This window comes from Desulfogranum aggregans (genome assembly GCF_055398265.1).
Genome location: NZ_AP042447.1, coordinates 1,529,139 through 1,552,110, shown reverse-complemented (window position 1 = coordinate 1,552,110; position 22,972 = coordinate 1,529,139). Strand labels below are relative to the sequence as shown.

General features: G+C 51.4%; 22 protein-coding genes. 19 read left to right on the top strand and 3 right to left on the bottom strand.

The genetic code is table 11. The features are described 5' to 3' along the window. Window positions 1-29: 29 nt before the first annotated feature. On the bottom strand, window positions 30-1,112 hold the full coding sequence (locus tag ACZ52Z_RS07060) for a hypothetical protein (RefSeq protein ID WP_464270047.1): 1,083 nt from the start codon (window positions 1,110-1,112) through the stop codon (window positions 30-32). Here ACZ52Z_RS07060 and ACZ52Z_RS07055 point away from each other — a divergent pair. Beyond that, entirely contained in the window at window positions 1,111-1,485 is a 375-nt protein-coding gene (locus ACZ52Z_RS07055) for a hypothetical protein (RefSeq protein ID WP_464270046.1), read from the top strand. The genes ACZ52Z_RS07060 and ACZ52Z_RS07055 overlap by 2 nt on opposite strands. Here ACZ52Z_RS07055 and ACZ52Z_RS07050 read toward each other — a convergent pair. Continuing rightward, the gene (locus ACZ52Z_RS07050; RefSeq protein WP_464270045.1) at window positions 1,427-2,230 is read right to left on the bottom strand and encodes an acyltransferase; all 804 of its coding nucleotides are present in this window, start codon (window positions 2,228-2,230) and stop codon (window positions 1,427-1,429) included. The two genes, ACZ52Z_RS07055 and ACZ52Z_RS07050, sit on opposite strands and share 59 nt — an antisense overlap. Window positions 2,231-2,525: 295 nt before the next feature. On the opposite strand from ACZ52Z_RS07050, the gene lon reads away from it, so the two are divergent. From lon to ACZ52Z_RS07020, 6 genes are all read left to right on the top strand, one after another. Further along, window positions 2,526-4,946, top strand: a complete 2,421-nt coding sequence (gene lon, locus ACZ52Z_RS07045) for an endopeptidase La (protein WP_464270044.1) — start codon at window positions 2,526-2,528, stop codon at window positions 4,944-4,946. A gap of 102 nt (window positions 4,947-5,048) precedes the next feature. Continuing rightward, complete coding sequence (gene mltG, locus ACZ52Z_RS07040) at window positions 5,049-6,059, top strand: endolytic transglycosylase MltG (RefSeq protein ID WP_464270043.1); 1,011 nt, start codon at window positions 5,049-5,051, stop codon at window positions 6,057-6,059. Window positions 6,060-6,227: 168 nt separating this feature from the next. Then, complete coding sequence (locus tag ACZ52Z_RS07035; RefSeq protein ID WP_464270042.1) at window positions 6,228-6,428, top strand: cold-shock protein; 201 nt, start codon at window positions 6,228-6,230, stop codon at window positions 6,426-6,428. 220 nt (window positions 6,429-6,648) lie between these two features. Then, window positions 6,649-8,277 carry an NAD+ synthase gene (locus ACZ52Z_RS07030; RefSeq protein ID WP_464270041.1) on the top strand — a complete coding sequence of 543 codons (1,629 nt, stop codon included), beginning with the start codon at window positions 6,649-6,651 and terminating at the stop codon, window positions 8,275-8,277. A 103-nt stretch (window positions 8,278-8,380) separates the two neighbouring features. Further along, window positions 8,381-10,159 carry a hypothetical protein gene (locus ACZ52Z_RS07025; protein WP_464270040.1) on the top strand — a complete coding sequence of 593 codons (1,779 nt, stop codon included), beginning with the start codon at window positions 8,381-8,383 and terminating at the stop codon, window positions 10,157-10,159. A 131-nt stretch (window positions 10,160-10,290) separates the two neighbouring features. Continuing rightward, window positions 10,291-11,499: a pyridoxal phosphate-dependent aminotransferase gene (locus tag ACZ52Z_RS07020; protein ID WP_464270039.1), complete on the top strand. Its 1,209-nt coding sequence runs from the start codon at window positions 10,291-10,293 to the stop codon at window positions 11,497-11,499. Window positions 11,500-11,689: 190 nt separating this feature from the next. Here the strand turns inward: ACZ52Z_RS07020 and ACZ52Z_RS07015 are convergent, their stop codons facing one another. Continuing rightward, a complete protein-coding gene (locus tag ACZ52Z_RS07015; RefSeq protein ID WP_464270038.1) occupies window positions 11,690-12,670 on the bottom strand; it encodes a LysR substrate-binding domain-containing protein in 981 nt (326 codons plus the stop codon). A 259-nt stretch (window positions 12,671-12,929) separates the two neighbouring features. Here ACZ52Z_RS07015 and ACZ52Z_RS07010 point away from each other — a divergent pair, with 259 nt between their 5' ends. The 12 genes from ACZ52Z_RS07010 to ACZ52Z_RS06955 are packed head-to-tail and all read left to right on the top strand — an operon-like array spanning window position 12,930 to window position 22,916. Next, window positions 12,930-13,337, top strand: coding sequence for an NADH-quinone oxidoreductase subunit A (locus tag ACZ52Z_RS07010; RefSeq protein WP_464270037.1), 408 nt, complete (start codon window positions 12,930-12,932; stop codon window positions 13,335-13,337). After that, entirely contained in the window at window positions 13,334-13,795 is a 462-nt protein-coding gene (locus ACZ52Z_RS07005; protein WP_464270768.1) for an NADH-quinone oxidoreductase subunit B, read from the top strand. Before ACZ52Z_RS07010 ends, ACZ52Z_RS07005 begins: the two co-directional genes overlap by 4 nt. 20 nt (window positions 13,796-13,815) lie before the next feature. Beyond that, complete coding sequence (locus tag ACZ52Z_RS07000) at window positions 13,816-14,346, top strand: NADH-quinone oxidoreductase subunit C (RefSeq protein ID WP_464270036.1); 531 nt, start codon at window positions 13,816-13,818, stop codon at window positions 14,344-14,346. Then, complete coding sequence (locus tag ACZ52Z_RS06995; protein ID WP_464270035.1) at window positions 14,343-15,461, top strand: NADH-quinone oxidoreductase subunit D; 1,119 nt, start codon at window positions 14,343-14,345, stop codon at window positions 15,459-15,461. The genes ACZ52Z_RS07000 and ACZ52Z_RS06995 overlap by 4 nt, the downstream gene beginning before the upstream one ends. Before the next feature lie 26 nt (window positions 15,462-15,487). Beyond that, a complete protein-coding gene (nuoH, locus tag ACZ52Z_RS06990) occupies window positions 15,488-16,480 on the top strand; it encodes an NADH-quinone oxidoreductase subunit NuoH (protein ID WP_464270034.1) in 993 nt (330 codons plus the stop codon). Window positions 16,481-16,482: 2 nt separating this feature from the next. After that, entirely contained in the window at window positions 16,483-16,923 is a 441-nt protein-coding gene (locus ACZ52Z_RS06985; protein WP_464270033.1) for a 4Fe-4S dicluster domain-containing protein, read from the top strand. Beyond that, window positions 16,923-17,483, top strand: coding sequence for an NADH-quinone oxidoreductase subunit J family protein (locus ACZ52Z_RS06980; protein ID WP_464270032.1), 561 nt, complete (start codon window positions 16,923-16,925; stop codon window positions 17,481-17,483). Before ACZ52Z_RS06985 ends, ACZ52Z_RS06980 begins: the two co-directional genes overlap by 1 nt. Window positions 17,484-17,486: 3 nt before the next feature. Continuing rightward, window positions 17,487-17,813 carry an NADH-quinone oxidoreductase subunit NuoK gene (gene nuoK, locus ACZ52Z_RS06975; protein WP_464270031.1) on the top strand — a complete coding sequence of 109 codons (327 nt, stop codon included), beginning with the start codon at window positions 17,487-17,489 and terminating at the stop codon, window positions 17,811-17,813. Window positions 17,814-17,823: 10 nt separating this feature from the next. After that, window positions 17,824-19,323 (top strand): monovalent cation/H+ antiporter subunit D family protein, encoded by a 1,500-nt coding sequence (locus tag ACZ52Z_RS06970; protein ID WP_464270030.1) that lies wholly within the window; start codon window positions 17,824-17,826, stop codon window positions 19,321-19,323. Then, window positions 19,320-19,601: a hypothetical protein gene (locus tag ACZ52Z_RS06965; RefSeq protein WP_464270029.1), complete on the top strand. Its 282-nt coding sequence runs from the start codon at window positions 19,320-19,322 to the stop codon at window positions 19,599-19,601. Before ACZ52Z_RS06970 ends, ACZ52Z_RS06965 begins: the two co-directional genes overlap by 4 nt. After that, entirely contained in the window at window positions 19,598-21,388 is a 1,791-nt protein-coding gene (locus tag ACZ52Z_RS06960; RefSeq protein ID WP_464270028.1) for a Na(+)/H(+) antiporter subunit D, read from the top strand. The genes ACZ52Z_RS06965 and ACZ52Z_RS06960 overlap by 4 nt, the downstream gene beginning before the upstream one ends. A 13-nt stretch (window positions 21,389-21,401) precedes the next feature. Further along, window positions 21,402-22,916, top strand: a complete 1,515-nt coding sequence (locus tag ACZ52Z_RS06955) for a complex I subunit 4 family protein (protein ID WP_464270027.1) — start codon at window positions 21,402-21,404, stop codon at window positions 22,914-22,916. The last annotated feature ends 56 nt before the right edge of the window (window positions 22,917-22,972 follow it).

The following is a 22,972-nucleotide window of genomic DNA, read 5'->3' as shown; positions in this document are numbered from 1 at the left end:
CGGTTTGCCGGTCGATGGCGCCGTTGTTTTCAGTCTGCTGTTTCCAGAAAGCCGAGAACGCATCCGCCAGGCGCCTGGTCCCTTTGCCCAACCGGCAGAGAGGTGTCGGCAAAGCTGTCCTTGAAAAGGTGTATGGCGTTAAGGGTCGGGCAACTGTACAGGGTCAGCCGCGAACGACCATATTCTCCAGCCGGGTAGGTGGAGGCGAGATGCTCCTGCCAGTGATCGAGATGGCTGGCAATCTCCATTGCTGAACAGTTTTGCGTGAGCAGCTGTGCGCACAGGGCCAGCAAATGGCTGTTAGGCTCCTGCCTGAGGAGTGTCTTTTCCATTCCGTTTTCCTTGCTCGCAGAAACAGCGCCCGGCAGGTCAAGGACCACCGGTTGTTGAGGCGAGTCAGCAAGTACCTCCGTACACTGTTCAAGAAGCTGTTCGATTCCTTCCCCCCGGGGAGTGATGAAAAAGCGGCAATCCTCGGGCAGGGGAACGGTGCCGAGAGTGTACAGTTGTGCCCACGCTTTGAGCCGCAGGGGCAGCATTCCATCGCTGGCACTCTGCTGCTCGCTCATTTGGCGGGTTCGTGAAAACGGAGTGCCGCTTTCTTCGCGTAATTCCTGCAGCAGTTGATCCTGCTTGCTGGCAATGAGGGCAAGGTGTCGGTCTAGCTCAGCCTGCTCTTTATCAAGCAACTCTCCCAGTTTAAGTACCAGGCGCGCCTGCCAGAGCAACTTGGCAGCTGCGGTGTCTTGATCCTTCCGGTTTGCATTGAGGTGACCGATGATGGTAAATCGCGATTCTTCCTGGTCGGCAGCCGTCAGGTTGCTTAAGGCGAGGGAGGACAGTTGGCTGAGGTAATCGTCACGACGGTACTGCAGATCGGCAATCAGGGAAAGAAACCGGTCACGGTCCTCCTCAAGCGGAGCCGGACAGAAAAAACGCAGACGCTGCCTTTCAACAAGGTCCTGAATCCATGGTCTGTCCTTTCCGATCTGTTCCGGATCATTCTCTACTGCCTGAAGGTAGACAAGCGAGGGGAAAACATGTACAAGGGGGAAGAAAATTGTCCTATCCGGAATTGTTTGAGGAAATATACAGGCTGTAAAATCTGACATGACGACCTTAAGAGAAAAAATTACATTTATTTTAACCGCTGCTGCATACCTGCTGCTCCACCTGCGTTTGGGCACCAGTGCAGCCGCGAGCGTAAACGGCACCTTATATCAGGTATTGCTGACCGCTCCCTATGCATTGGGGTTCACCTATATCATTGCTGCGGTTTTCAAGAAAATGACCGGGGTCAGGCGGTTGCCCTGGGACCGATACTTGCGGATATATTTCACTATCGGCATTCTCTTCGGTTTTTTCTTTGCCCTGTATGAATATGCAGGTGGCGACATGGAGAAGGCAGGAGAAAGTTCCGGACTGCCTATCGTATCAGGGTGCTTGGAAGATGAAAACCAGAGGGAGCGGTTGTATTGGGCATGAGGGCGCTTTTTTTCCCCATTACTGTTCCCGGGTTGGTTACCGAGTTGCACCCCGTCTGACAGTCGTCGCCCAAAATAGCGCCTATCTTGCGTAGTCCGCTGTCTATATTTTTTTTGTCCGGGGTTTTGATAGTCACTGTCCCCGGCAGAAAACGCAGGTTGGCGAATTTTGTCCCTGCTCCCAGGTTAACGTTGTTGCCCAGGATAGAGTCACCGAGATAGGCGAAATGTCCGGCCTTGGCGTCGTTGAGGAATATGGAATGTTTGACCTCGGTGGCGTGGCCGACAACGCATCGTTTTCCCACCACACAGAATCCCCGCATGTAGGCTCCGTGTCGAACTTCCGTGTAATCGCCGATGATCGCAGGCTCTTTTATATAGGCCCCTGCTTCGATCAGTACTCCTTGGCCAATGTGTATTTTCTTACCTATCAGGACCGCTCCGGCCATGATGATCGATGCCCCCTTGAGGACCTGGCCGTTTTCCGTAACCAGAAGTTTTCCCTTGGTGACGTCGCCATAGCTTACCTTGCATTCGCGGGCATCGCGCAGCTTGCCGTTATGTACGACAAAAGCACTGGGCAGAGGGACACCGTCTTTCAGGCAGCGGTGGTTGAAAAAGTCATCAGTCCTTCTGATCGTGTACTCCTTGAGCTGCTTCAGAGCATCCCAGGCGTAGATACAGTTGCTGAAAATATCCTTTTCTGAAAAGTCGTCTAGGCAGAATAAGTCGGCAGGGCTGATCATGAGCGGGTCCTGTTTGGTGTGGGTGCGTAAGAATAAGGGAATATGTAGATGTCTCTATAGGTGGAGCAGGCAATTTTATCAAGGTAATTTTCCCTTTTACCGGCAACTCGTAAGACTTGCGACATCTGGAAGAAGCGGAAAACATCCTGTATGGAGGTCGTTGTTTGCCTACCCTGCTCCTTAATCGCTTGTGGAGGAAATTTCATCGTCTTGACTTCGGTTATGGTTATGTTTACCTTCCTGTGGACAATTATCTACCAGTGTTCGCTACAGGCGTTTTTAGAGGAGGAAAAGAGTGGAGTTTGACGATTCGTTGTCCCACAGCATGGATGATTTCGGTGAAAGTCCTAAAGATATGGAAATCCCGGAATCCGTACCGATGATGGCGGTGCGGGATGTGGTTGTCTTTAATTATATGATTATACCCCTGTTTGTCGGGCGCCCCGGATCAGTAGAGGCCGTGAATGAAGCGGCCGCCAGCAATAAGCTGCTGATGCTGGTAACCCAGAAGGATGCCACCAAGGATGAGCCGGAAGTCGAAGACCTCTATCAGGTGGGGATGGTCTCGATGATCATGCGCACCCTGAAGCTGCCTGACGGACGCCTCAAGGTACTGGTACAGGCGCTTTCCAAGGCGCAAATAAAGGAGTTTGAGCAGAAAGATCCCTATTTCCGGGTGAAGATCGATCTGCTGGAGGAGCCCGAGACCACCGAGGTGACCGTAGAGACCGAAGCCTTGATGCGTACTGTGCGCGAACAGACCGAAAAGATCATGTCCCTACGGGGGATCCTCTCCTCTGACCTGATGATGATCATCAATAATATCGAGGAGCCGGGCCGGCTTGCAGATCTGGTCGGGTCGAATCTGCGCCTGAAAATTGCCGAATCGCAGCAGATCCTGGAGACGCTGGATCCTGTCCAGCGGCTGCGACTGGTGGCCAACCTGTTGCGCAAGGAGCTGGAGGTTTCAACTGTACAGGCAAAGATCCAGTCCGACGCCAAAGAGGAGATGTCCAAGAGCCAGCGGGAGTATTTTCTGCGTGAACAGATGCAGGCGCTCAAGCGAGAGCTTGGAGATGAGGACAGCTATTCTCAGGAGATTGAAGACCTGCAGAAGAGCCTCAAAAAGAAAAAAATGCCCAAGTACGCTAAGAAAGAGGCACGCAAACAGTTAAAGCGTCTGGAAATGATGCATCCGGATGCCTCTGAAGCCACCATTGTGCGGACCTATCTGGATTGGTTCCTGGATCTGCCATGGAAGGAATCTTCCGCCGACAGATTGGATCTGAAAGCAGCCGCAGAAGTGCTGGACAGGGATCATTACGGATTGGATCGCATTAAAGAGCGCATTCTGGAATACCTTGCCGTAAGGAAGCTCAACAAAACCACCAAAGGGCCGATCATATGTTTTGTTGGCCCCCCAGGGGTAGGCAAGACTTCTCTTGGCCAAGCCATTGCCAAGGCAATGAACAGGAAGTTCTACCGGCTTTCCCTTGGCGGCATGCGGGATGAAGCAGAAATTCGAGGTCATAGGCGGACTTACATCGGAGCCTTGCCCGGACGTATCCTTCAGGGGTTGAAGACCGTCGGGACCAATAATCCTGTGTTCATGATGGATGAGATCGACAAGATCGGCGATGATTATCGCGGCGACCCTTCTTCAGCATTGCTCGAAGTCTTGGATCCGGAACAGAACAGTTCCTTTTCCGACCACTATATGAACCTGCCCTTTGATCTGTCAAAGGTGATGTTTATTACCACCGCCAATCGGAGTGATACCATACCCGGGCCGCTGCTTGACAGGATGGAGGTTATCCAGTTGTCGGGATACACCCTGGAAGAGAAAAAAGTCATCGCCCGTCGATATCTGCTGCCGCGCCAGGTAGCGGAAAACGGAATAAAACCCCGGCAGATCAAGCTGAAAGACGAGATTCTCGAGACCATTATCCGCAACTATACCCGTGAAGCCGGGGTTCGAAACCTGGAGAGGGCTTTGGGTAAGATCTGTCGCAAAATCGCCCGCAAAGTTGCTGAAGGAGGCAAGGGGCCGTACGCGATTTCTGCCAACACCCTGGAGAAATACCTGGGGCCGCCGAATTATCTGCCTGAGGCGGAGTTGGATACCAGTAGTCAACCAGGATTAGTAGTCGGATTGGCTTGGACCGAGGTGGGAGGAGAACTGCTGCATATCGAAACCACCGTGCTGCAGGGTAAGGGAAAATTGATCCTTACCGGCCACCTTGGAGAGGTGATGAAAGAGTCAGCACAGGCCGCGCTCAGTTACTGCCGCAGTCGCAAGGATGAGTTGGGGGTGGAAACCGATTTTTTTGATACCATCGATATCCATATTCACGTACCAGCAGGGGCTATTCCCAAGGACGGTCCTTCGGCAGGGATTACCATGACCACGGCTCTGTTTTCCGCTATCAGCGGCAAACCCGTCAAAAAGAAATTCGCCATGACCGGAGAGGTAACTCTCAGGGGCAGGGTACTGCCGATCGGCGGCTTGAAGGACAAGGCCCTGGCAGCGCTCCGCGCTGGAATCACCAACGTGATTATTCCTTACGATAATAAAAAGGACCTGGTCGAGATACCGGAAGAGCTGCGAAAAAAGATCACCTTCTATCCGGTAAAACATATGGATGAAGTCATCTACCTGACCCTGGGGAAGATTGCCAAATACAGTCGCCGTAAAAGTCAGGGTGCGGTAGCCTGATACGCTGCTGTCCCAGAGATCGGCACCGTCGCCTGGTACGCTTTGCGTGCCAGGCGTTGTTGTTTGGACCTGATGCTCCTGAACTGAAACGCGGTTGTTCCTATGAAACGTTATGTTCTCCTCAGTTGTGTGGTTGCGATCCTCCTGCTCTGCCTGACCTTTGCCCTGTGGGTCCAGCGTTACTTGACCACCGTCTCCATGGGCAGTGGCGTTGTCCTGGTCGAGATTCCCAGAGGTGCGGGTGTCCGTTCAATCGGTAGACAACTTGCGGAAAAAGGGCTGCTTCAGGATGATGTACGATATCTGCTGGTGGCTCGATTTTCCGGCCTTGGCAGGAAATTACAGGCCGGTGAGTTCCAAATTCCCTACGGCCTCACCCCCTTGGAGGTGCTTCTCCACCTGGCCGAAGGGAAACAGTATTATCACCCCGTCACCATTCCTGAGGGGCTCACTGTGGCTGATACAGCCGAAATCTTTCACCAGGGGAGATGGGTCAATCGGCAACGGTTCATTGACCTTGCTCATGACCCGGCTTTTATCGAGTCCCTGGGTATTGAACAGTCAACCCTGGAAGGCTATCTCTTTCCTGATACATACTACCTGGAACGCGACACGGTGGATGAACGGTTTGTGCTGCGCATGATGGTAGCGCGATTTCATGAGGTGGCTGCAGCACTGCAGCCTGAACGGCAAACCCGGTTTTCTCTGCATCAGGTTGTCACCATTGCCTCCATCATCGAAAAAGAGACAGGCGCCGCCCATGAACGCCCCCTGATTGCCCGTGTTTTTCTCAACCGCCTTGACAGGGGAATGCGTCTGCAGTCTGATCCGACCGTTATTTTTGGGATACCCGACTTTAATGGCAATCTTACCAGGAAGGACCTGCGGACGTTGACTCCCTACAACACCTACATGATTAAAGGTCTACCCCCTGGACCAATTTGCAGCCCGGGAAGGGAATCCATCCGTTCTGTCCTGGAACCAGCGGTCTCGGATGCGTTGTATTTTGTCTCCAAAAACGATGGCACCCACATATTTTCCAGGACCTTAAATGACCATAACAGGGCGGTTAGGAAATATCAGAAAAGGATCCAAAGGGAAAAGAGCGAATAAAACCTTTGTTTTTCATGTTTTTAGTGGTAAGGTCGCTTCATTCAGTAGACCATGTATTGCAATTGAATGGTGTAGTATTGATAATCATTACTGATTTTACTCGGCTACAGTGTACAGGGAGCATTGCATGGATAAACATTCAGCCTAATAAAGGAGATAAAAAGGGCAATGTTGAAAGGAACTGTGAAGTGGTTTAATGAAGCAAAGGGGTTTGGTTTTATTGAGCAGGAGGAGGGAAGAGACGTATTTGTACACTATTCTGCAATCAATGGTAGTGGGTTCAAGACACTGAGTGAAGGGGACAAGGTAGAATTCGAAATTGTTGATGGGCCCAAAGGGCCGGCTGCCGCAAACGTGGCTAAGCAATAAGTGTATATATCTTTGTATCACCCGATGGAAGTGACCTAACATCGGGTGTTGTGGTTTTTGGCAGCTGTCATCCACCGTGGCAGCTGCCGTGCCCAGAGTTGCTCACCTTTTACAACTACCCCGTACCCCATCACCATTTCATCCCCTGCAGGTATGTACAGTTTGAGACGGTAGCTGCTGCGCGTCTCTCTTGTTTCTTCTCTATCCATAATCGTAGACCGTGAAAATTGCTCTTGTTCAGACTAATCCCATAATAGGTGCATTCGACTACAACCTGCAGAAGGTCCTTTTCAGACTGGAAGAGGCCCGGCAGAAAGGCTGTGAACTGATTATCTTTCCAGAATTGACCCTGTGTGGGTATCCTCCGCAGGATTTGTTGGAGCGTCCTGCATTTATTGCCGCCCATGACCGTGCGCTAGAACAGCTGCTCACCAAGGTGACCGGAATCACTTGTGTTATCGGGGTGCTTGAGCAGCGCTCAGGTACAGGGAAAAAATTATATAATGCCGCATTTGTCATCGAGGAGGGAAGGGTCGCGTACCGCGCGCGCAAGCAATTGCTGCCGACCTATGATGTCTTTGATGAGACCCGTTATTTTGAACCAGGCACAGAATCGACAATTTTCCCCTGCCACGGGCTCCACTTCGGCCTCACCATCTGCGAGGATATCTGGTGGGATAATACCTCCTATCAGGTAAATCCGCTTGATGCCTTTGTTCTCGGTGCTGTTGTTCCCGACTGCCTGATCAACATTTCCGCATCGCCCTACTATCACGGAAAAGTGAATGACCGGTTTTCGTTGTTTGGTGCAGTGTGTCGCAAAAATAATTATCCTCTTTTGTATGTCAACCAGGTAGGCGGCCAGGATGGAATCGTGTTTGATGGTCACTCAATGGTAATGAATGCCCAGGGCAAAGTGGCTGTCGCCGGCAGAGGGTTCGCTGAAGATATGGTGATTGTTGACAGTGATGCAATTGCCGGGCTTGAAGAGGAAAAGGCTCCGGCCGATGCAATCGATACGGTGGAGCAGGCACTGGTTCTCGGGGTGCGTGATTATCTGCATAAAACAGGTTTTACCAAGGCCGTGATTGGTTTATCCGGTGGCATTGATTCCGCTGTGACGGCTGTGGTTGCCTGCAGGGCTCTTGGGCCTGAGAATGTTCTTTGCGTGGCCATGCCGTCACCCTATACATCCGCCGCTTCGGTGGACGATGCCAGGCTGCTGACTGAGCACCTTGGGTGTGGATTCCAATTGTTGGCAATAGCTGACATCATGGAGACATATCATGGGACGCTGAAGTCACTTTTTTCCGGGCTTGAGGAAGATGTAACCGAGCAGAATATTCAGGCGAGGATTCGTGGAAATCTGTTGATGGCTATTTCTAATAAAATGGGCGGATTGCTCCTCTCTACCGGCAACAAATCGGAAATGGCTGTCGGGTACTGTACTCTGTACGGTGATATGAGCGGTGGATTGGCGGTGCTTGCTGATGTTCCTAAAGTAATGGTATATAATCTGGCACAGTACTACAACAGGGACCATGAAGTTATCCCCGCCAATATCATCACCCGACCACCGACAGCGGAATTAAAGCCAGACCAGTGCGACCAGGATGACCTGCCTCCCTATGATGTTCTCGATCCCATATTGCTAGCTTACCTGGAAGAGCACAAAAGCAGCGAAGAGATTGCGGCTCGAGGATATGACCCTGCTGTGGTTAAAGATATCATTCGTCGGATTCAGTTGAATGAGTATAAACGAAAGCAGGCACCCTTAGGGATAAAGGTGACCACCAAGGCCTTTGGTCCAGGACGTCGCTACCCGGTTGTTCACAGGTTTCAGGAATAATGCGGGCTCAAAGGCCGGCTGGACTCTCGCCACCAAAGATGCTTCCTCTGCGTCCTCGACAGGCCGGCGTTGAATCTAGGCACTGACACCCTGCAGGAACAGTATGCATCGACCTCCCCGTAATCTCTTAACGACCCTCATCTTTCTCCCATTTGTTCTTCTGCTGATCGGCTACCTCGTCGTTCGTGAACAGGGGACAAAGCGACCTGAACAGTTGGCGGTCACAACGGCCGGCTACGTGGAGATGTGCCTTTCCTGCCATACCACGGAAAAGTTAGACTCAGCCCACGACAGCCTCATTGTCGGGTGTTCACCGTGTCACCTGGGTGATGCACTGGCAGTTGACAAGGATAAAGCACATAAAGGGATAGTGCTCAATCCTGGTGATTTACGGATTGTGGAGCAGACATGCAGTGTTGAGGGATGTCACCCTGCAGATGTCGCCAAAGTGAAAAATTCCCTGATGGCCACCAACCGAGGGATATTGGCGACCCTCCTCTATTACTGGGGGGAAAGGGATACTCAGGATGCCGATATCACCGTAGAGCAGTTACTGGCCAGTGGTGAGACCTCCCTGGCTCTTGATTATTACCGTAAACTCTGTGCGACTTGCCATCTGTGGAAACAGAAAAACGATCTGCCCGGGGCGCCGGCATTCTTCAATGAAAAGGGAGGCGGCTGCTCCGCCTGTCACTACAGAGCGCCTGCAGGAGAAGGACTGCATACCGTGACCTCCTTTGCCGAAGAACCGGTAGAGAAATCTGCCGATGAAAAGCAGAAAAAGGCCCACCCTATGATTGTGAAAAAGGTGGCTGACGACAATTGTATTCGGTGTCACAATCGATCGGGTCGCATCGGGTTATCCTACACCGGCCTGTTTGAAGCGGAAGGCTATGGAACACCTTATGAACAGGGGCAGTTGTCTGCAAAGAAGCTGCCGGGTGATCGGTTTTATCTGGAAATTGCGGAAGATGTTCATCACGCCAAGGGGATGTCCTGCATTGATTGTCATACCCGAAACGAGGTCATGGGTGACGGCACCAGGTACGCCCATTATGAAGAACAGTTGGAAATACAATGCCAGAGTTGTCATGATAAACAGCCAGGAAAAACAAGAAAAGGCAATGAACTGATAAATTTCAGTCAGGAGGGGAACGCCTATTACCTCACCGGTAAGAATGACGGTAAAAAGCGGGCACTGAATCCGCCACTTGCAAGCGCCTGCGGGTATCCCGGTCACAAGCGGGTCAGCTGTGAGGCGTGTCATTCCACCTGGGTTCCCCAGTGTTATGGGTGCCACGCAAAAAGGGATCAGCGCGAAACCCATCTGGATAAATTGACCCTGAAGGAAACTGCTGGCTGGTGGGAAGAAGGACGCTCCTACATTCGATATGAACGGCCGATGCTGGCCATATGGGAGGACGAAGTCGTAATTGTTACCCCCGGCTGCCAGGATATCGTGACCCTGATCGACGAACAGGGCAAGGTGACCGACAGTTTCAACACCTTTACCATGGCCGCCATTAATCCCCACACTACCCAGGCCAAGGGAAGGAGCTGTAAAGATTGCCATGCCTCGCCCAAAACTGTCGGCCTGGGTGAGGGGACAGTGGTGAAACAGGAAGGCAAGTGGTCATTTTATCCGGTTGACAGGGGCGTGGATACCCTGGATGGAAGAACCGTGGGGCTTGATAACTTTGTATCCATTGAAGGAGAACCTTTGCAAAGAGGGTCCCGAGCAACCCTTCGTCCCTTTAACCGGGAAGAGTTACACCGCATATTGCGGGTCGGTTTATGTCTTGAGTGTCACGACAGTTACGATGATCCTGCCTATCGTAACTATGACCCCAAGCGACCATGTCCGGTATACACCGAGCCGTAAGCATACACTACATTCTATAATTACCACCGCTAACAAGGCATGCGTCGAAGGTGTTTGAGCTGCACCAACCAGTGGATACGGCAGCTACTTTCGCACATGCATCGCACAAAGATGTTGAGAAGGAGAGAAGTATGACAGTAGAGACCATTGCGCTTGCTGAAAGGGTATTGCAAATCGCGCCATCGCCCACACTTGCCGTGAACGCCAAAGCCAAGGCCCTGCGGGCAACCGGAGCAGACATCCTTAATTTCAGTGTTGGGGAGCCGGATTTTTCCACACCTGAAAACGTGTGCGAGGCAGGGAGGAAAGCCATTACCGACGGACACACTCGGTATACGCCCGTTTCCGGTATACCCGAGCTGCGCGAGGCCATATGCCTTAGGTTTAAGGAAGACCATGGCTGGCACTATGATGAGGAGCAGATCCAGGTTTGCTGCGGCGGCAAGCACGGGCTGTATAATGTTTTTCAGGCGATACTGAATCCTGGTGACGAGGTGTTGATTCCTGCCCCTTACTGGGTGTCTTACCCGCCCATGGTCCAGCTTGCAGGAGGTGTCCCGGTTATCGTTCCCCTGGATGAGAAGAACAATTTTGACCTGGATGCACAAACCCTCGCCGCCCATGCGACCGAAAAAACCCGCGCCATTATCCTCAACAGTCCTTCCAACCCGACCGGAGCTGTTTTCTCCATGCAGGGGCTGAAGGATGTTGCAAAGATAGCCCTGGAAAAGGGCTGGCTGGTGGTTTCCGATGATATGTATGAAACGCTGACCTATGATGCTGATCTGCCGCCGCACATCCTGGATGCCGAGCCTGATCTGAAGGAGCAGACAGTGGTGTTGAATGGGGTATCAAAATCTTTTTCCATGACCGGGTGGCGAATAGGATATTCTGCTGGTCCGCTGCACCTGATTAAGGCAATGAATAAAATCCAGAGCCAGTCCACCTCCAACCCGGCCGCACCCTCCCAGTATGCCGCACTGGAGGCGTTGACCGGTCCCCAGGGTTTTCCACGGATGATGAAAGAGGCCTTTTTACCGCGTCGGCAGTTTATCGTTGATGCGCTCAACGGAATCAAAGGGGTTACCTGTGTAAACCCCGGCGGGGCGTTTTACGTCTTCCCCAATTTTTCCGCCTACTATGGGAAGGCATACTACAACCATACCATCACCGATTCGGTTTCCCTTGCCGATTACCTGCTTGATGAAGCGTTGGTCGCCAGTGTTCCCGGGGTGGCTTTTGGGGCTGATGATTTTATTCGTTTCTCGTTTGCAACCTCTATGGAAGTTTTGCAGGAGGGAATGGAGCGGGTTGCCCGGGCATTGGCCGAGCTTTGTTGAGACGACTACCTGTTTAACGCAGGGGCTGTGATGGATTGTCACCTGACTCTGCGTTAACAGTCTATTCTGCAGCCTATTCTGGCTGTTGATAAAACCGTGAAAGGCGTAGATCAGGTGGTAAGACGCCTTTCACGGTGGGTGGATGAGGAGCGGGTAAAAATGGCGGACGCCTTTGGCAAAGAGGGCTTTTCTAAACGGCAGTTTCTTTTTCCTGCTTGTAGCGCTGGAGAAAGGCTTTCAGGTTTTCCGGCAGAGAAAGACATTCTTTGCCGTTGATGCCTTTGGCGGCCAGCTTGCAAAAATCGAGAAATTCAGCCATCAGTTTGGTGATGATTTTATCCTTATGCTGGATGATGCGGAGCTGACGACGCATATCCATACCTTCAATGGGAAGAATTTTCAGCCACCCATGCTCCAATTCACGCCGACAGGTGAGCGTGGAGAGGCATGCCGCCCCGGTGCCCGATTCAACCGCTTTTTTAATGGCTTCGGTGTGTCCTGTTTTGGTAACGACCTTCAAGAGTGAGGCATATTTACCGAGCTTCTTGGTAAAGATTTCCGCAGTACCGGAGCCTTCTTCACGCATGACCCAGCTGGTTTCCTTCAGGTCTTCGGGGATTTTGAATGCCTTTCGGTTGGCCAGCTGGTGAGCGGGATTGATAATGATCCCCAGCTCATCCTCGAACCAGTCACTCGCCACGAGCGCATCTACATTGATTTCTCCTTCAACAAAACCCAGGTCAGCCTCGCCTCTGGCGACCAGATTCTCTGCAGCCATGGTGTTGACCACCAGCATATTGATATGTGCGTCGGGGTGGAGCTGCATGAATGCGCCGATCAGGTGCGGCAAGACATAATTGCCAATGGTCGAACTTGCGACAATTTCCAGGACCCCTGCTACCGAATCACTCTGTTCGGTAAGCATGGTTTCCACATTGGCAACCTGGGTAAGGATCTGCTTGGAAAGGGGCAGAAGATAGCGGCCACGGTCATTGAGCAGCAGGCTGCGGCCATGGCGATCGAACAGAGGGCCGCCAAGCTGGTTTTCCAGTTCACCCAGCGCCATGCTGACCGCCGATTGGGTCAGGAACAGTTTTTTACTGGCTCTGGTGACCTGCTGGGTTTCGGCCACAGCAATAAAAATTTCCAGTTGTCTGAAAGTAATAGCCATGAGTACTTCGTATCAAAATGATTGAACGCATCTATTATCGAAATTGAAGTCGGTGAGCTACACTACCACTTCAACAGAATTGGTCAACGATTTTATTCGTTTGGCAGAGGGATTGTAAAAGGCCTACATCGAGGTACATAGGCAGAACTAAAGGAAGTTTAGACCTTGACAGGAAAGTTGATTTCCTATATATTCGATCAGATGTGCTGATCGAAAACATCAGTATATTTGATTAATTTGTACGTGTATGGAGTAGAATATGGATCAGGTCACCATGATGAATATCGTTTATGTTACGATATTTTTACTCGGAGCGCTATCTTTCGGCGTCGGCCCCATAATTATCGTTAAGCTGCTCAGTCCTTCATCGCATACCCGACAGACCGCCAACAAGACGGGACAGTTGATCGAATGCGGTATGGAACCCATTGGCAGTGCCTGGATTCGCTTTGGAATTATCTATTATCTCTATGCGCTCATATTTCTGGCTTTTGACGTAGACGTCCTTTTTCTTTTCCCAGTGGCCATGGCCTATAACAGCCCGGAATTCGTCATAAGGGATTTTGTGGAGATTGTGATATTCGTCGGCATCCTGTCATTGGCCGTAGTATATGCATGGATTAAAGGAGTATTCGAGTGGAACTTGAAAACGTACCGTCATCAATAGTCCAGTTCAGCCAACTGGATAAACTGCTCAACCTGGGGCGTGCCAATTCTCTCTGGCCGATGACCTTCGGGCTCGCCTGCTGTGCCATTGAAATGATGTGCACCGGTGGGTCCCGATATGATATTGCCCGTTTCGGGGCTGAGGTTTTTCGACCTTCGCCGCGTCAGAGCGACGTTATGATCGTGGCCGGGACCATCAACAAGAAGCTGGAACCAGCGGTAAAAACCCTTTACGACCAGATGCCGGAACCCAAATGGGTCATTGCCATGGGCAACTGTGCAATTTCCGGCGGACCTTTCAAGGTGAAGGAAAATTACAATGTTGTTGAAGGTGCTGACAAGCTTTTCCCGGTTGATGTGTATATCCCCGGGTGTCCACCCCGGCCGGAGGCCCTGCTTGAAGGAATTATGGCCCTGGAGGAAAAAATAACCGGCAAGCGACGCTGGCCGAGAGTCTGATACCTATCTGGTAGACATTCATGAAGAGAAGAGAAAAAACGCAGAGCGTTCTGGAAGAACTTTTTCCGGAGCAGGAGGTAGCGGCCACTGCCCCAGCGGCCGAACCGTCCGGGCAAGAGGATACCGTCGATGTGCCCGTTGAAGAGCGGCAACCAGGAGTGATAACTACCCCCTATACACCTCACGGCAGCCATATCGACGTGCTCTGTGAACCCTCCCAGGTGGTTGCTGTCGCCCAACGGCTTGATGCTGAGGGCTATTTCATCGAGTCCATCGCCGGAGTCGATTGGCTCAAAGAGGAACGCATGGAAGTGGTGTATGACTATACCTGCTATGACCATGATCAGTGCCGGGTAACTGTTCGCACGTTTATTCCCCGGTCCAATCCGGTCGTGCCGACTATCTCCCCTGTTTTTCCCGGCGCAAACTGGCACGAACGGGAGACATTCGATTTTTATGGAATCATCTTTGAAGGGCACCCGGACCTGACCCGCATCCTGCTTCCCGAAGATGCTGATTTTTATCCCCTACGAAAGGATTATATGCCATGACTCTCCCTGTTGAAGTGCGGCATGATGAGACCTTTGTTCTCAATCTTGGGCCGCAGCACCCTGCAACCCATGGCGTCTTGCGTGTCAAGCTCACCATGGATGGTGAGTATATTGTCAAGGCGGAGCCGGTCCTCGGGTATATTCATCGGATGCATGAAAAAATGGCTGAAGCCGGAACCTTTCCCCAGTTCATGCCGAACACTGCCCGCATGGATTACCTGCACGCACTTGCGTTCAACCAAGGGTACTGTCTGGTCGTTGAACGGGCCATGGGCATAGAGGTCCCGGAGAGGGCGGAATACATACGGGTTATTACTTCAGAACTCAATCGGATTGCCAGTCATCTGCTGTGGTGGGCTGCCTTTTTACTCGATCTGGGCGGTTTTACGCCCTTGCTTTATGCCTTCGATGACCGAGAACAGATACAGGATTTACTGGAGCGGGTAACCGGTTCGCGCTTGACCTACTGCTTCATGCGCTTTGGAGGGGTCTATAATGATATCGATGATGAATTCATTACCGGTACCCGAGACTTTATCAAACGGCTGCGCTCTCGAATGCCCAGTCTGTATCATGACCTGGTCACCCATAATATAATCCTGATCAAGCGCATCAAGGATATTGGGTTTATTTCGGCTGAGCAATGCCGCCGGTATGGTGCCACCGGCCCGGTCGCCAGAGGCTCAGGAATCGACTATGACGTGCGCAAGAATGAACCGTTCTCCGTTTATTCGGAATTCGACTTCGATGTGCCGGTATACTCCGAGTGCGATTCCATGGCCAGGTACATGGTGCGCATGGATGAAATCGAACAGTCCCTGCGTATTATTGAGCAGGCATTGGATAAGCTTCCTGACGGGCCGGTGCAGGCCAAGGTGCCCAAACTGTTGAAGCCCGAGCAAGGGTATTACTACTCGGCAGTGGAAACGGCTCGTGGATCGTTGGGGCACCGCCTGGTCTGCGACGGTGGCAAAAATCCCTATAAACTCAAACTCCGCTCTCCCACATTTTCCAACCTCAGCCTTTTCGGCGAAGTGGCCGAAGGCATGCTGCTCGCTGATGCCCTGGCTGTTATGGGAAGTCTTGATCTGGTCATTCCTGAGATTGACCGTTAAGTACGCACATCACACAACTACCTATTATGGAAACAAGTATCTTGCGCCCAATTCTGTATCTGGTCGGTATAATGGCCTTTGCCGGCCTCAATGCCGCATACCTCGGCTGGTGTGAACGAAAGGGAGCTGGGCGAATTCAGCGTCGTCCTGGGCCTAAGGAAGTCGGCCCAGCGGGATTGCTGCAGCCGTTGGCCGATGGAATCAAGCTGATGACCAAGCAGCTGTTGGTTCCCCAGGGAGTGGATGGAATTATTTTTCGTGTCGCCCCCATCATTGCCATGATTCCAGCCATTACCTCCATGGTGGTTATTCCCTTTTCCGGGAATATTCAGGCCCGAGCCATGGAACTTTCCGTACTGCTGCTTTTTGCCCTGGCCTCCCTGGGGATGATTGCCGTTCTCCTCGGCGGCTGGGCCTCCGGGAATAAATATGCCATCATTTCTTCAGCACGAGCGGTGTCGCAGAACCTTGCCTACGAGATTCCGATGCTGCTGACAGTCATCGCCATTGTGATGATCTCAGGTTCCATGAACCTTCGGGATATCGCCATCGATCAGCAGGGCGGATTCTGGCATTGGAACATCTTTCGATTTGAGAACGGCCACTTTATCTATATGTGGATCGGTTTCATTATCTTTTTCATTTGTTCCATTGCAGAGACCAACCGAGCTCCTTTTGATATGGCTGAAGCGGAAAGTGAGCTTGTAGCTGGATTTATGACGGAATACGGCTCCATGGGCTTTGGCCTGTTCATGATGGGCGAGTACCTGAACATCGTCGTCGGGGCGTGCCTGACCGCGATTCTGTTTCTCGGGGGATGGGATTGTCCGTTCGGCAAGACCCCTGGGGTATGGTGGTTTCTTCTCAAGATTTACATCCTGATATTTACCTTTATCTGGGTTCGGTGGACCTATCCGCGTACACAGGTCTATCGGTTACTTAATCTTTCCTGGAAAATTTTGATTCCGTTTTCCCTTGTCAACGTGCTGGTCACAGCAGCATTCATCAAGGTGTTTTAATTATGAGTGGATATTGGAGTGATATTCTGGTCGGCAGTAAAAGTCTGGTGACTGGACTAATGATTACCGCCCGTCAATTCTTCAAGCCGACGGTTACCGAGAACTACCCCTATGAAGTCCCGGTGATGACGGAACGTTTCAGAGGGCATGTTGAGCTTATAGCCAACGAAGAAACCGGTAAACCCAATTGCATAGCCTGTATGGCTTGCCAGCGCGCGTGTCCCTCGGACTGTATTTCCCTTGCCGGGAAAAAGATGGAAGGGGAGAAGAAGAAGACCGTTACCCGCTATGTGCTTGATTTTACCAAATGCAGTCTGTGTGGCTCCTGCGTTGAAAGCTGTAAGTTCAATGCACTTCGGTTTTCCAAAGAATATAATCGAGTAAGTTTCAACAAGGATGACTTCATCATCGACCTGATCAAACGACTGGAGGATCAGAACTGATGCAACCACTTCTCTGCCCACCGATACCCAATCCTTCCCTGTTTTCCTTGGAGGGGATTGTCGGGGTTATCTTTCTGCTGACAGTGGCACTGGTATTTATCGGCGCACTGATTGCAGTGACATCGCACCGTTTGGTGCGGGCCGTTGCCGGCCTGGCAATTTGTTTTACAGGACTGGCCGGGATCTACTATTTTCTCCTCAGCCCTTTCCTGGCAATGATGCAGCTGTTGATCTACGTCGGTGCGGTATCGATTCTTATTGCCTTTGGAATCATGATGGCAACGCCGGAAGAACAGGAAGCTCCAGGGAACAAATACATCTCCAAGCTCGCAGGCCCCCTTGGCTGCAGCGTGGCTGCTCTGTTTTTTGCCGGTTTTTCGGTGCTTGGGATGAAGACCCAGTGGCATGTCTTTCCGCGGGCGGAAGAGGCGACCGGTGATATCACCGCAGTGGGTAAAACCCTGTTAACCTCGCATTCCATGGTGTTTGAGCTCATTTCCATTGTACTGCTGCTCGCCATTATCGGCGCACTGGTACTTGCACGTCGAGGGAGGTATTAAGGAATGCTGGCGTTGAATCTCTACAACTGTCTGCAGACGTACCTGATAATAGGTGCGCTGCTTTTTGCCTTCGGGGTATATGGCCTGATTGTCCGACGAACAATTATAGGGATGCTTATTTCAGCCGAATTCATCCTTGCGGCAGCCTCGACCAATTTTATGGCGTTTAATCGGTTTTTGTCCCCCGATCCGACCATCGGCCAGATTTTTACGCTGTTCATTATGGCTATTGCCGCAGCTGAGGCCGCCATTGCTATCAGTATCGTGATTGCAGTCTACCGTAACTATAAATCTATTGATGTTGAAGATCTTGGCGATCTACAGGGGTAATCGGAGATAAATGACCATGGACGCTGTTTCCACTTCCACAATTATAGAGAATGCCAACCTGTTGCTGGCGGTGATCATCCCACTGTTCGGTAGCCTGGTGGTGATGACCCTAAAAAATAATCCGAATCTGCGGGAATTCGTTTCCTGTTGCGCGTCGATACTGCTTTTTATTATCGTCCTCTCCTTCATCCCCACCCTCAAGGCGGGCGATACCTTGAAGTATACCCTCTTCAACATCCTGCCTGGCTTGTCGATAACCTTGCGGGCAGACGGCTTTTCCATGATTTTCGCCATGGTTGCCTCTTCTCTGTGGATGATCGCTGTCTTCTACTCCATGGGGTATATGCGAGCCCACGACGAACCGTATCAGACACGGTTCAATGCCTGTTTTGCCCTGGCGATATTCGGAGCCATAGGGGTAGCGTTTTCTGATAATCTCTTTACCCTGTATTTCTTCTACGAGATCGTTTCGGTCTGCACGTATCCATTGGTCGCCCATCATCAGGATGAGGAATCCTACGAAGGAGCGAGAAAATATATCGTCTACCTGACCACCACGGCAAAGTTTTTTCTCCTCCCGGCACTGATACTCATATACGTACTGGTTGGCCACCTTGATTTTCCTCATAACATCTTCACTGGAATAATCCCCGCTGATACCAAAAGCTGGGTAGTGGTCTTACTCTACGTCTTCTGCATTTTCGGATTTGCCAAAAACGGAGTGATGCCCTTTCATCACTGGCTTCCCGGGGCAATGGTTGCTCCTACTCCGGTCTCGGCATTGCTCCACGCGGTGGCCGTGGTCAAGGTCGGTGTATTTTGTACCACCCGGACCATGCTCTATGTCTTTGGTGTGGATACCATGAACGCACTTAATCTCGGTATTCCAACGGCTTATTTTGTCGGGTTTACCATCATCATGGCTTCGGTTATCGCTCTTTCCAAGGATAACCTCAAATCACGATTGGCCTATTCCACAGTCAGCCAGTTGAGCTACATTATCCTCGGCGTCGCACTGTTGACCCCTCATGCCATTGACGGCGGACTGATCCATATCGTTAATCATGCCTTCTCCAAGATTACGCTCTTTTTCTGTGCCGGTGCCATCTATATCGCCGCCCACAAAAAATACATCTCGGAGATGAGTGGGCTGGGGCGAACAATGCCTTTTACTTTCGGGGCCTTTGCCATTGCCTCCCTCTCCATGATCGGTGCTCCACCGGTTGCCGGTTTTGTGACCAAGTGGTACCTTCTGGTCGGTTCAATGGAGGCCCATCAGGTGGGCATACTGCTGATTCTTATTGCCTCAACGGTTCTCAATGTCGGTTATTTTGCGCCGGTGACCTATAAGGCCTTTTTCGGCAAACGACCTCAAGGAGAGGTGGAAACCGGGATCAAAGAGGCCCCGCTCAGTATGCTGATACCGATCCTTATCGCGGTGACAGTTTCTGTAATAATTGGCATCTTTCCTGGGTTTATGATGCAATTTGTTAAGATGGTGACAGGATGATACAACTCATAGAATTTTTGCAAGCCCATATCAAGGGAGTGATCTGGTGCTGCTACGGGCTGCTCATGGCTATTGCCGGATTTGCTTTTGTGGTTGACACCAGCCATGCGCACTCGTGGGTAGAGCAGCACATTCCGGCATTCTGGTCGATTTTCGGAATCCTGGCCGCAGGCGTCATTATTGTGGTCGCGCGCTGGCTTGGGCAGGCAGGCCTGCAGGTTCGTCCTGATTTTTATGATGGTTGCACTAACAGCAGCGATAGCGAGGCAGAGAAATGACAACCAGCTTCATTCATCCATCACTGATAATGATCGCGGGCGCACTGGTACTTCCTTTTATCCGTGGTCCCCTGCGGCGGCCCTACCTGTTTCTTGTCCCTCTGCTGGCTTTTGCTGCCGTTGTTATGAATGCCGGACTCTCCGATTCCTTTGGCGTGTATCGCTTTATGGATTGGGATTTGGTTTTTGGCAGAGTCGACAAACTGAGTTCGGTTTTTGCCTTTATCATGGCCCTGATGGCAGTTATCGGCACGCTCTACGGATTGCATGTAGACCGGGCCGGTGAACATATTGCCGCATGGTTCTATGTGGCCGGTTCCCTCGGAACCATTTATAGCGGCGATTACCTCAGCCTCTTTTTCTTTTGGGAGATGATGGCCTTTTCGTCGGTCTTTCTTGTATGGTTTCGTCGAGGGCAAAACAGCCTTCAGGTGGGGTACCGCTACCTGCTGGTCCATACGGTGGGCGGTATTATCCTGCTCGCAGGAATCATGCTTCGCTACCAGGCCGTAGGCGACATAGCCTTTGATCTTATGGATATAGCCGACCCTGAGCTTTATACCTGGCTGATTATGATCGGATTTGCCCTGAACGCTGCCGTGGTTCCCCTGCATTCCTGGCTGCCCGACGCCTATGCCGAGGCATCGTTTAACGGGGCGGTGTTCATGTGCGCATTTACGACCAAAACAGCCGTGTACACTCTGGCCCGATCCTGTGCCGGAATGGATGTACTGCTCTATTTCGGCGTAGCTATGGCGCTTTATGGGGTCATCTATGCCATCTTGGAAAATGATATCCGTCGGTTGCTCGCCTGGTCCATTGTCTCGCAGGTCGGGTACATGGTCGCCGGTGTAGGAATAGGTACAGACCTGGCCATCAATGGTGCCACCGCCCATGCAGTGGTGCATATTCTCTACAAGAGCCTGCTGTTTATGGGGACCGGATCTGTGCTCTATATGACCGGCAAAACCAAGTTTACCGAGCTGGGCGGCCTGTACCGCAAAATGCCGGCTACCCTGGTTTTCACCATTATTGGTTGTCTTTCCATTTCCGCAGCACCGTTTTTTGCCGCGTATGTTTCCAAATCGATGATTATCTCCGCCGGTTTTGAGGAACATCTCTACACTGCCAGCTGGCTGTTGATGTTCGGTGCGACCGGGACTTTCCTCTATAATGGGCTCAAACTGCCGTATTTCCTCTTTTTCGGGAAGAATAACTGTAGCGATACCACATGGGACAAGGCAGCAGACCCGACCTGGAATATGATGATCGCCATGGCGCTCGGAGCAACTTTGTGCATCATGGTTGGCTCTTCTCCTGGATTTCTTTATTCCATGCTGCCCTATCCTGTTGATTACCATCCATATACAGCCTATCATCTTGCAGAGACCCTGCAACTCATGGGCTTTGCTGCCCTGGCATTTTTTCTGTTGAAGGGACTGCTTACCCCCCAGAACAAGATAACTCTTGATGTCGATTGGCTCTACCGGCAGTTCGGCCGGGGATTCCTCTGGCTGGTGAAATACCCCATTCAGTGGTTTGATACTGCCTGGGGTGAGGCGTACCGAGCCGTTGGCTTGCAGTCGTTAATGACGGTGAGCAGATTCTGGGCCTGGTTTGATTGGCACGGGATCGACGGTGTTGTGGATGGTTTGGCCAGATCAGTTCGGGCCCTTGGTGGAAAAGTACGGGTGCTGCAGAGCGGACAGATTCAGTACGTCTTATTTTACGCAGCAAGTCTGGCAGCCATCGTTGTCATTACATTTATCTTATACCAATTATATTAAGGGGAAGGAGGGAATGGACGTTCTACTTTTAAACGAGGGGTTTCCCCTGCTCAGTTTCCTGATTTTTTTCCCCCTGGCAGGAGCGCTGGTGCTACTGGTCTACCCCAGGGAGACCTTTGCCAAAATATGGACACTGGTCATCACTTCACTCACGGCAGTATTTTCCCTGCCGCTGATATCGGGCTTTGACAGCTCTTCAGTCAAATACCAGTTCGCCGAGCTCCATGCGTGGATACCGCAGCTCAGCATCAATTATGTAGTCGGAGTGGATGGAATCTCCATCCTGCTGGTTATTCTGACAACTCTGATCATGCCGTTTTGTGTGCTGGCGTCATGGAAATATATCTCCACCCGGGTGGTAGCCTTCATGTTCTGCCTTCTGATCATGGAGACCTCCATGGTCGGGGTTTTCGTCGCCCTTGACTTTGTGCTCTTTTATATCCTCTGGGAATTCATGCTTATTCCCATGTACCTGTTGATTGCCATCTGGGGTGGACCTCGGAAAGTATATGCCTCGATCAAGTTTTTTCTCTATACACTCGCCGGATCGGTACTGTTACTGGTGGCGATAATTGCCCTCTACTTGAAGACCGGCAGCTTTTTCATTCCAGACATGATGTGGAATAGTACCTACTCCACACTCTTTCAGGCACTGGTGTTTCTTGCCTTTTTCCTGGCTTTCGCCATCAAAGTGCCCATGTTTCCCTTTCATACCTGGTTGCCCGCTGCCCATGTGGAAGCACCAACCGCAGGATCGGTTATTCTTGCCTCCATCCTTTTGAAAATGGGAACATATGGCATGCTGCGTTTTTGCCTGCCCATCACTCCCGAGGCAACCTTTCTTTTTGCCCCCTATATCCTTTGGCTGTCCATTGCCGGTATTCTCTACGGTGGGTTTACAGCTCTGGCCCAGCAGGATATGAAAAAGCTGATTGCATATTCTTCCGTAGGCCATATGGGGTTTGTTACCCTGGGGATTTTTGTATTGAACAGCAAAGGGATTGAAGGGGCGATCATGCAGATGATCAACCACGGGGTGACCACGGGCGCACTCTTTCTCTGTGTCGGTATGATCTATGAGCGGACCCACAGCCGGGAATTGAGCCTTGCCGCTGGTGTAGGGCGATTCATGCCGTGGTATGTAACTTTTCTCGCCTTCTTTTCTCTTTCCTCATTCGGGTTTCCGGGCACCAACTCATTTATCGGTGAATTTCTCGTCCTTGCCGGAACCTTTGAAATGAGTATTCCGCTTGCCCTTGCAGCTATCCCCGGTGCCGTACTGGCTGCAGCCTATATGCTGCGCATGCTGCAAAAGATTGTGTGGGGAGGAACCAACAATCCGGATCAATCCTATCTCACGGACCTGAATGCACGGGAAATTATTATTTTGGCACCTTTCCTTGCGTTCGTATTCTGGATAGGGCTGGGACCTCAGCCTTTTCTGGACCTTGTGCATCCTTCAGTGGTGAATCTGCTTGAGCAGCTTCAACAGTGGCAGCATCAGCAGGTAGCGCTGACCACGTTTTAATTAACCAAGAGGCAATAGCTGGATCTATTGAGTGCTTCCGCTCCGGAAGCACAAAA

What these genes read in the sequence shown, in the direction of transcription:
- ACZ52Z_RS07055 (WP_464270046.1), top strand. Translation starts at nt 1,111, where the DNA reads ATGACGACCTTAAGAGAAAAAATTACATTTATTTTAACCGCTGCTGCA.
- ACZ52Z_RS07060 (WP_464270047.1), bottom strand. Translation starts at nt 1,112, where the DNA reads ATGTCAGATTTTACAGCCTGTATATTTCCTCAAACAATTCCGGATAGG.
- ACZ52Z_RS07050 (WP_464270045.1), bottom strand. Translation starts at nt 2,230, where the DNA reads ATGATCAGCCCTGCCGACTTATTCTGCCTAGACGACTTTTCAGAAAAG.
- mltG (WP_464270043.1), top strand. Translation starts at nt 5,049, where the DNA reads ATGAAACGTTATGTTCTCCTCAGTTGTGTGGTTGCGATCCTCCTGCTC.
- ACZ52Z_RS07035 (WP_464270042.1), top strand. Translation starts at nt 6,228, where the DNA reads ATGTTGAAAGGAACTGTGAAGTGGTTTAATGAAGCAAAGGGGTTTGGT.
- ACZ52Z_RS07025 (WP_464270040.1), top strand. Translation starts at nt 8,381, where the DNA reads ATGCATCGACCTCCCCGTAATCTCTTAACGACCCTCATCTTTCTCCCA.
- ACZ52Z_RS07020 (WP_464270039.1), top strand. Translation starts at nt 10,291, where the DNA reads ATGACAGTAGAGACCATTGCGCTTGCTGAAAGGGTATTGCAAATCGCG.
- ACZ52Z_RS07015 (WP_464270038.1), bottom strand. Translation starts at nt 12,670, where the DNA reads ATGGCTATTACTTTCAGACAACTGGAAATTTTTATTGCTGTGGCCGAA.
- ACZ52Z_RS07010 (WP_464270037.1), top strand. Translation starts at nt 12,930, where the DNA reads ATGGATCAGGTCACCATGATGAATATCGTTTATGTTACGATATTTTTA.
- ACZ52Z_RS07000 (WP_464270036.1), top strand. Translation starts at nt 13,816, where the DNA reads ATGAAGAGAAGAGAAAAAACGCAGAGCGTTCTGGAAGAACTTTTTCCG.
- ACZ52Z_RS06995 (WP_464270035.1), top strand. Translation starts at nt 14,343, where the DNA reads ATGACTCTCCCTGTTGAAGTGCGGCATGATGAGACCTTTGTTCTCAAT.
- nuoH (WP_464270034.1), top strand. Translation starts at nt 15,488, where the DNA reads ATGGAAACAAGTATCTTGCGCCCAATTCTGTATCTGGTCGGTATAATG.
- ACZ52Z_RS06985 (WP_464270033.1), top strand. Translation starts at nt 16,483, where the DNA reads ATGAGTGGATATTGGAGTGATATTCTGGTCGGCAGTAAAAGTCTGGTG.
- ACZ52Z_RS06980 (WP_464270032.1), top strand. Translation starts at nt 16,923, where the DNA reads ATGCAACCACTTCTCTGCCCACCGATACCCAATCCTTCCCTGTTTTCC.
- nuoK (WP_464270031.1), top strand. Translation starts at nt 17,487, where the DNA reads ATGCTGGCGTTGAATCTCTACAACTGTCTGCAGACGTACCTGATAATA.
- ACZ52Z_RS06970 (WP_464270030.1), top strand. Translation starts at nt 17,824, where the DNA reads ATGACCATGGACGCTGTTTCCACTTCCACAATTATAGAGAATGCCAAC.
- ACZ52Z_RS06965 (WP_464270029.1), top strand. Translation starts at nt 19,320, where the DNA reads ATGATACAACTCATAGAATTTTTGCAAGCCCATATCAAGGGAGTGATC.
- ACZ52Z_RS06960 (WP_464270028.1), top strand. Translation starts at nt 19,598, where the DNA reads ATGACAACCAGCTTCATTCATCCATCACTGATAATGATCGCGGGCGCA.
- ACZ52Z_RS06955 (WP_464270027.1), top strand. Translation starts at nt 21,402, where the DNA reads ATGGACGTTCTACTTTTAAACGAGGGGTTTCCCCTGCTCAGTTTCCTG.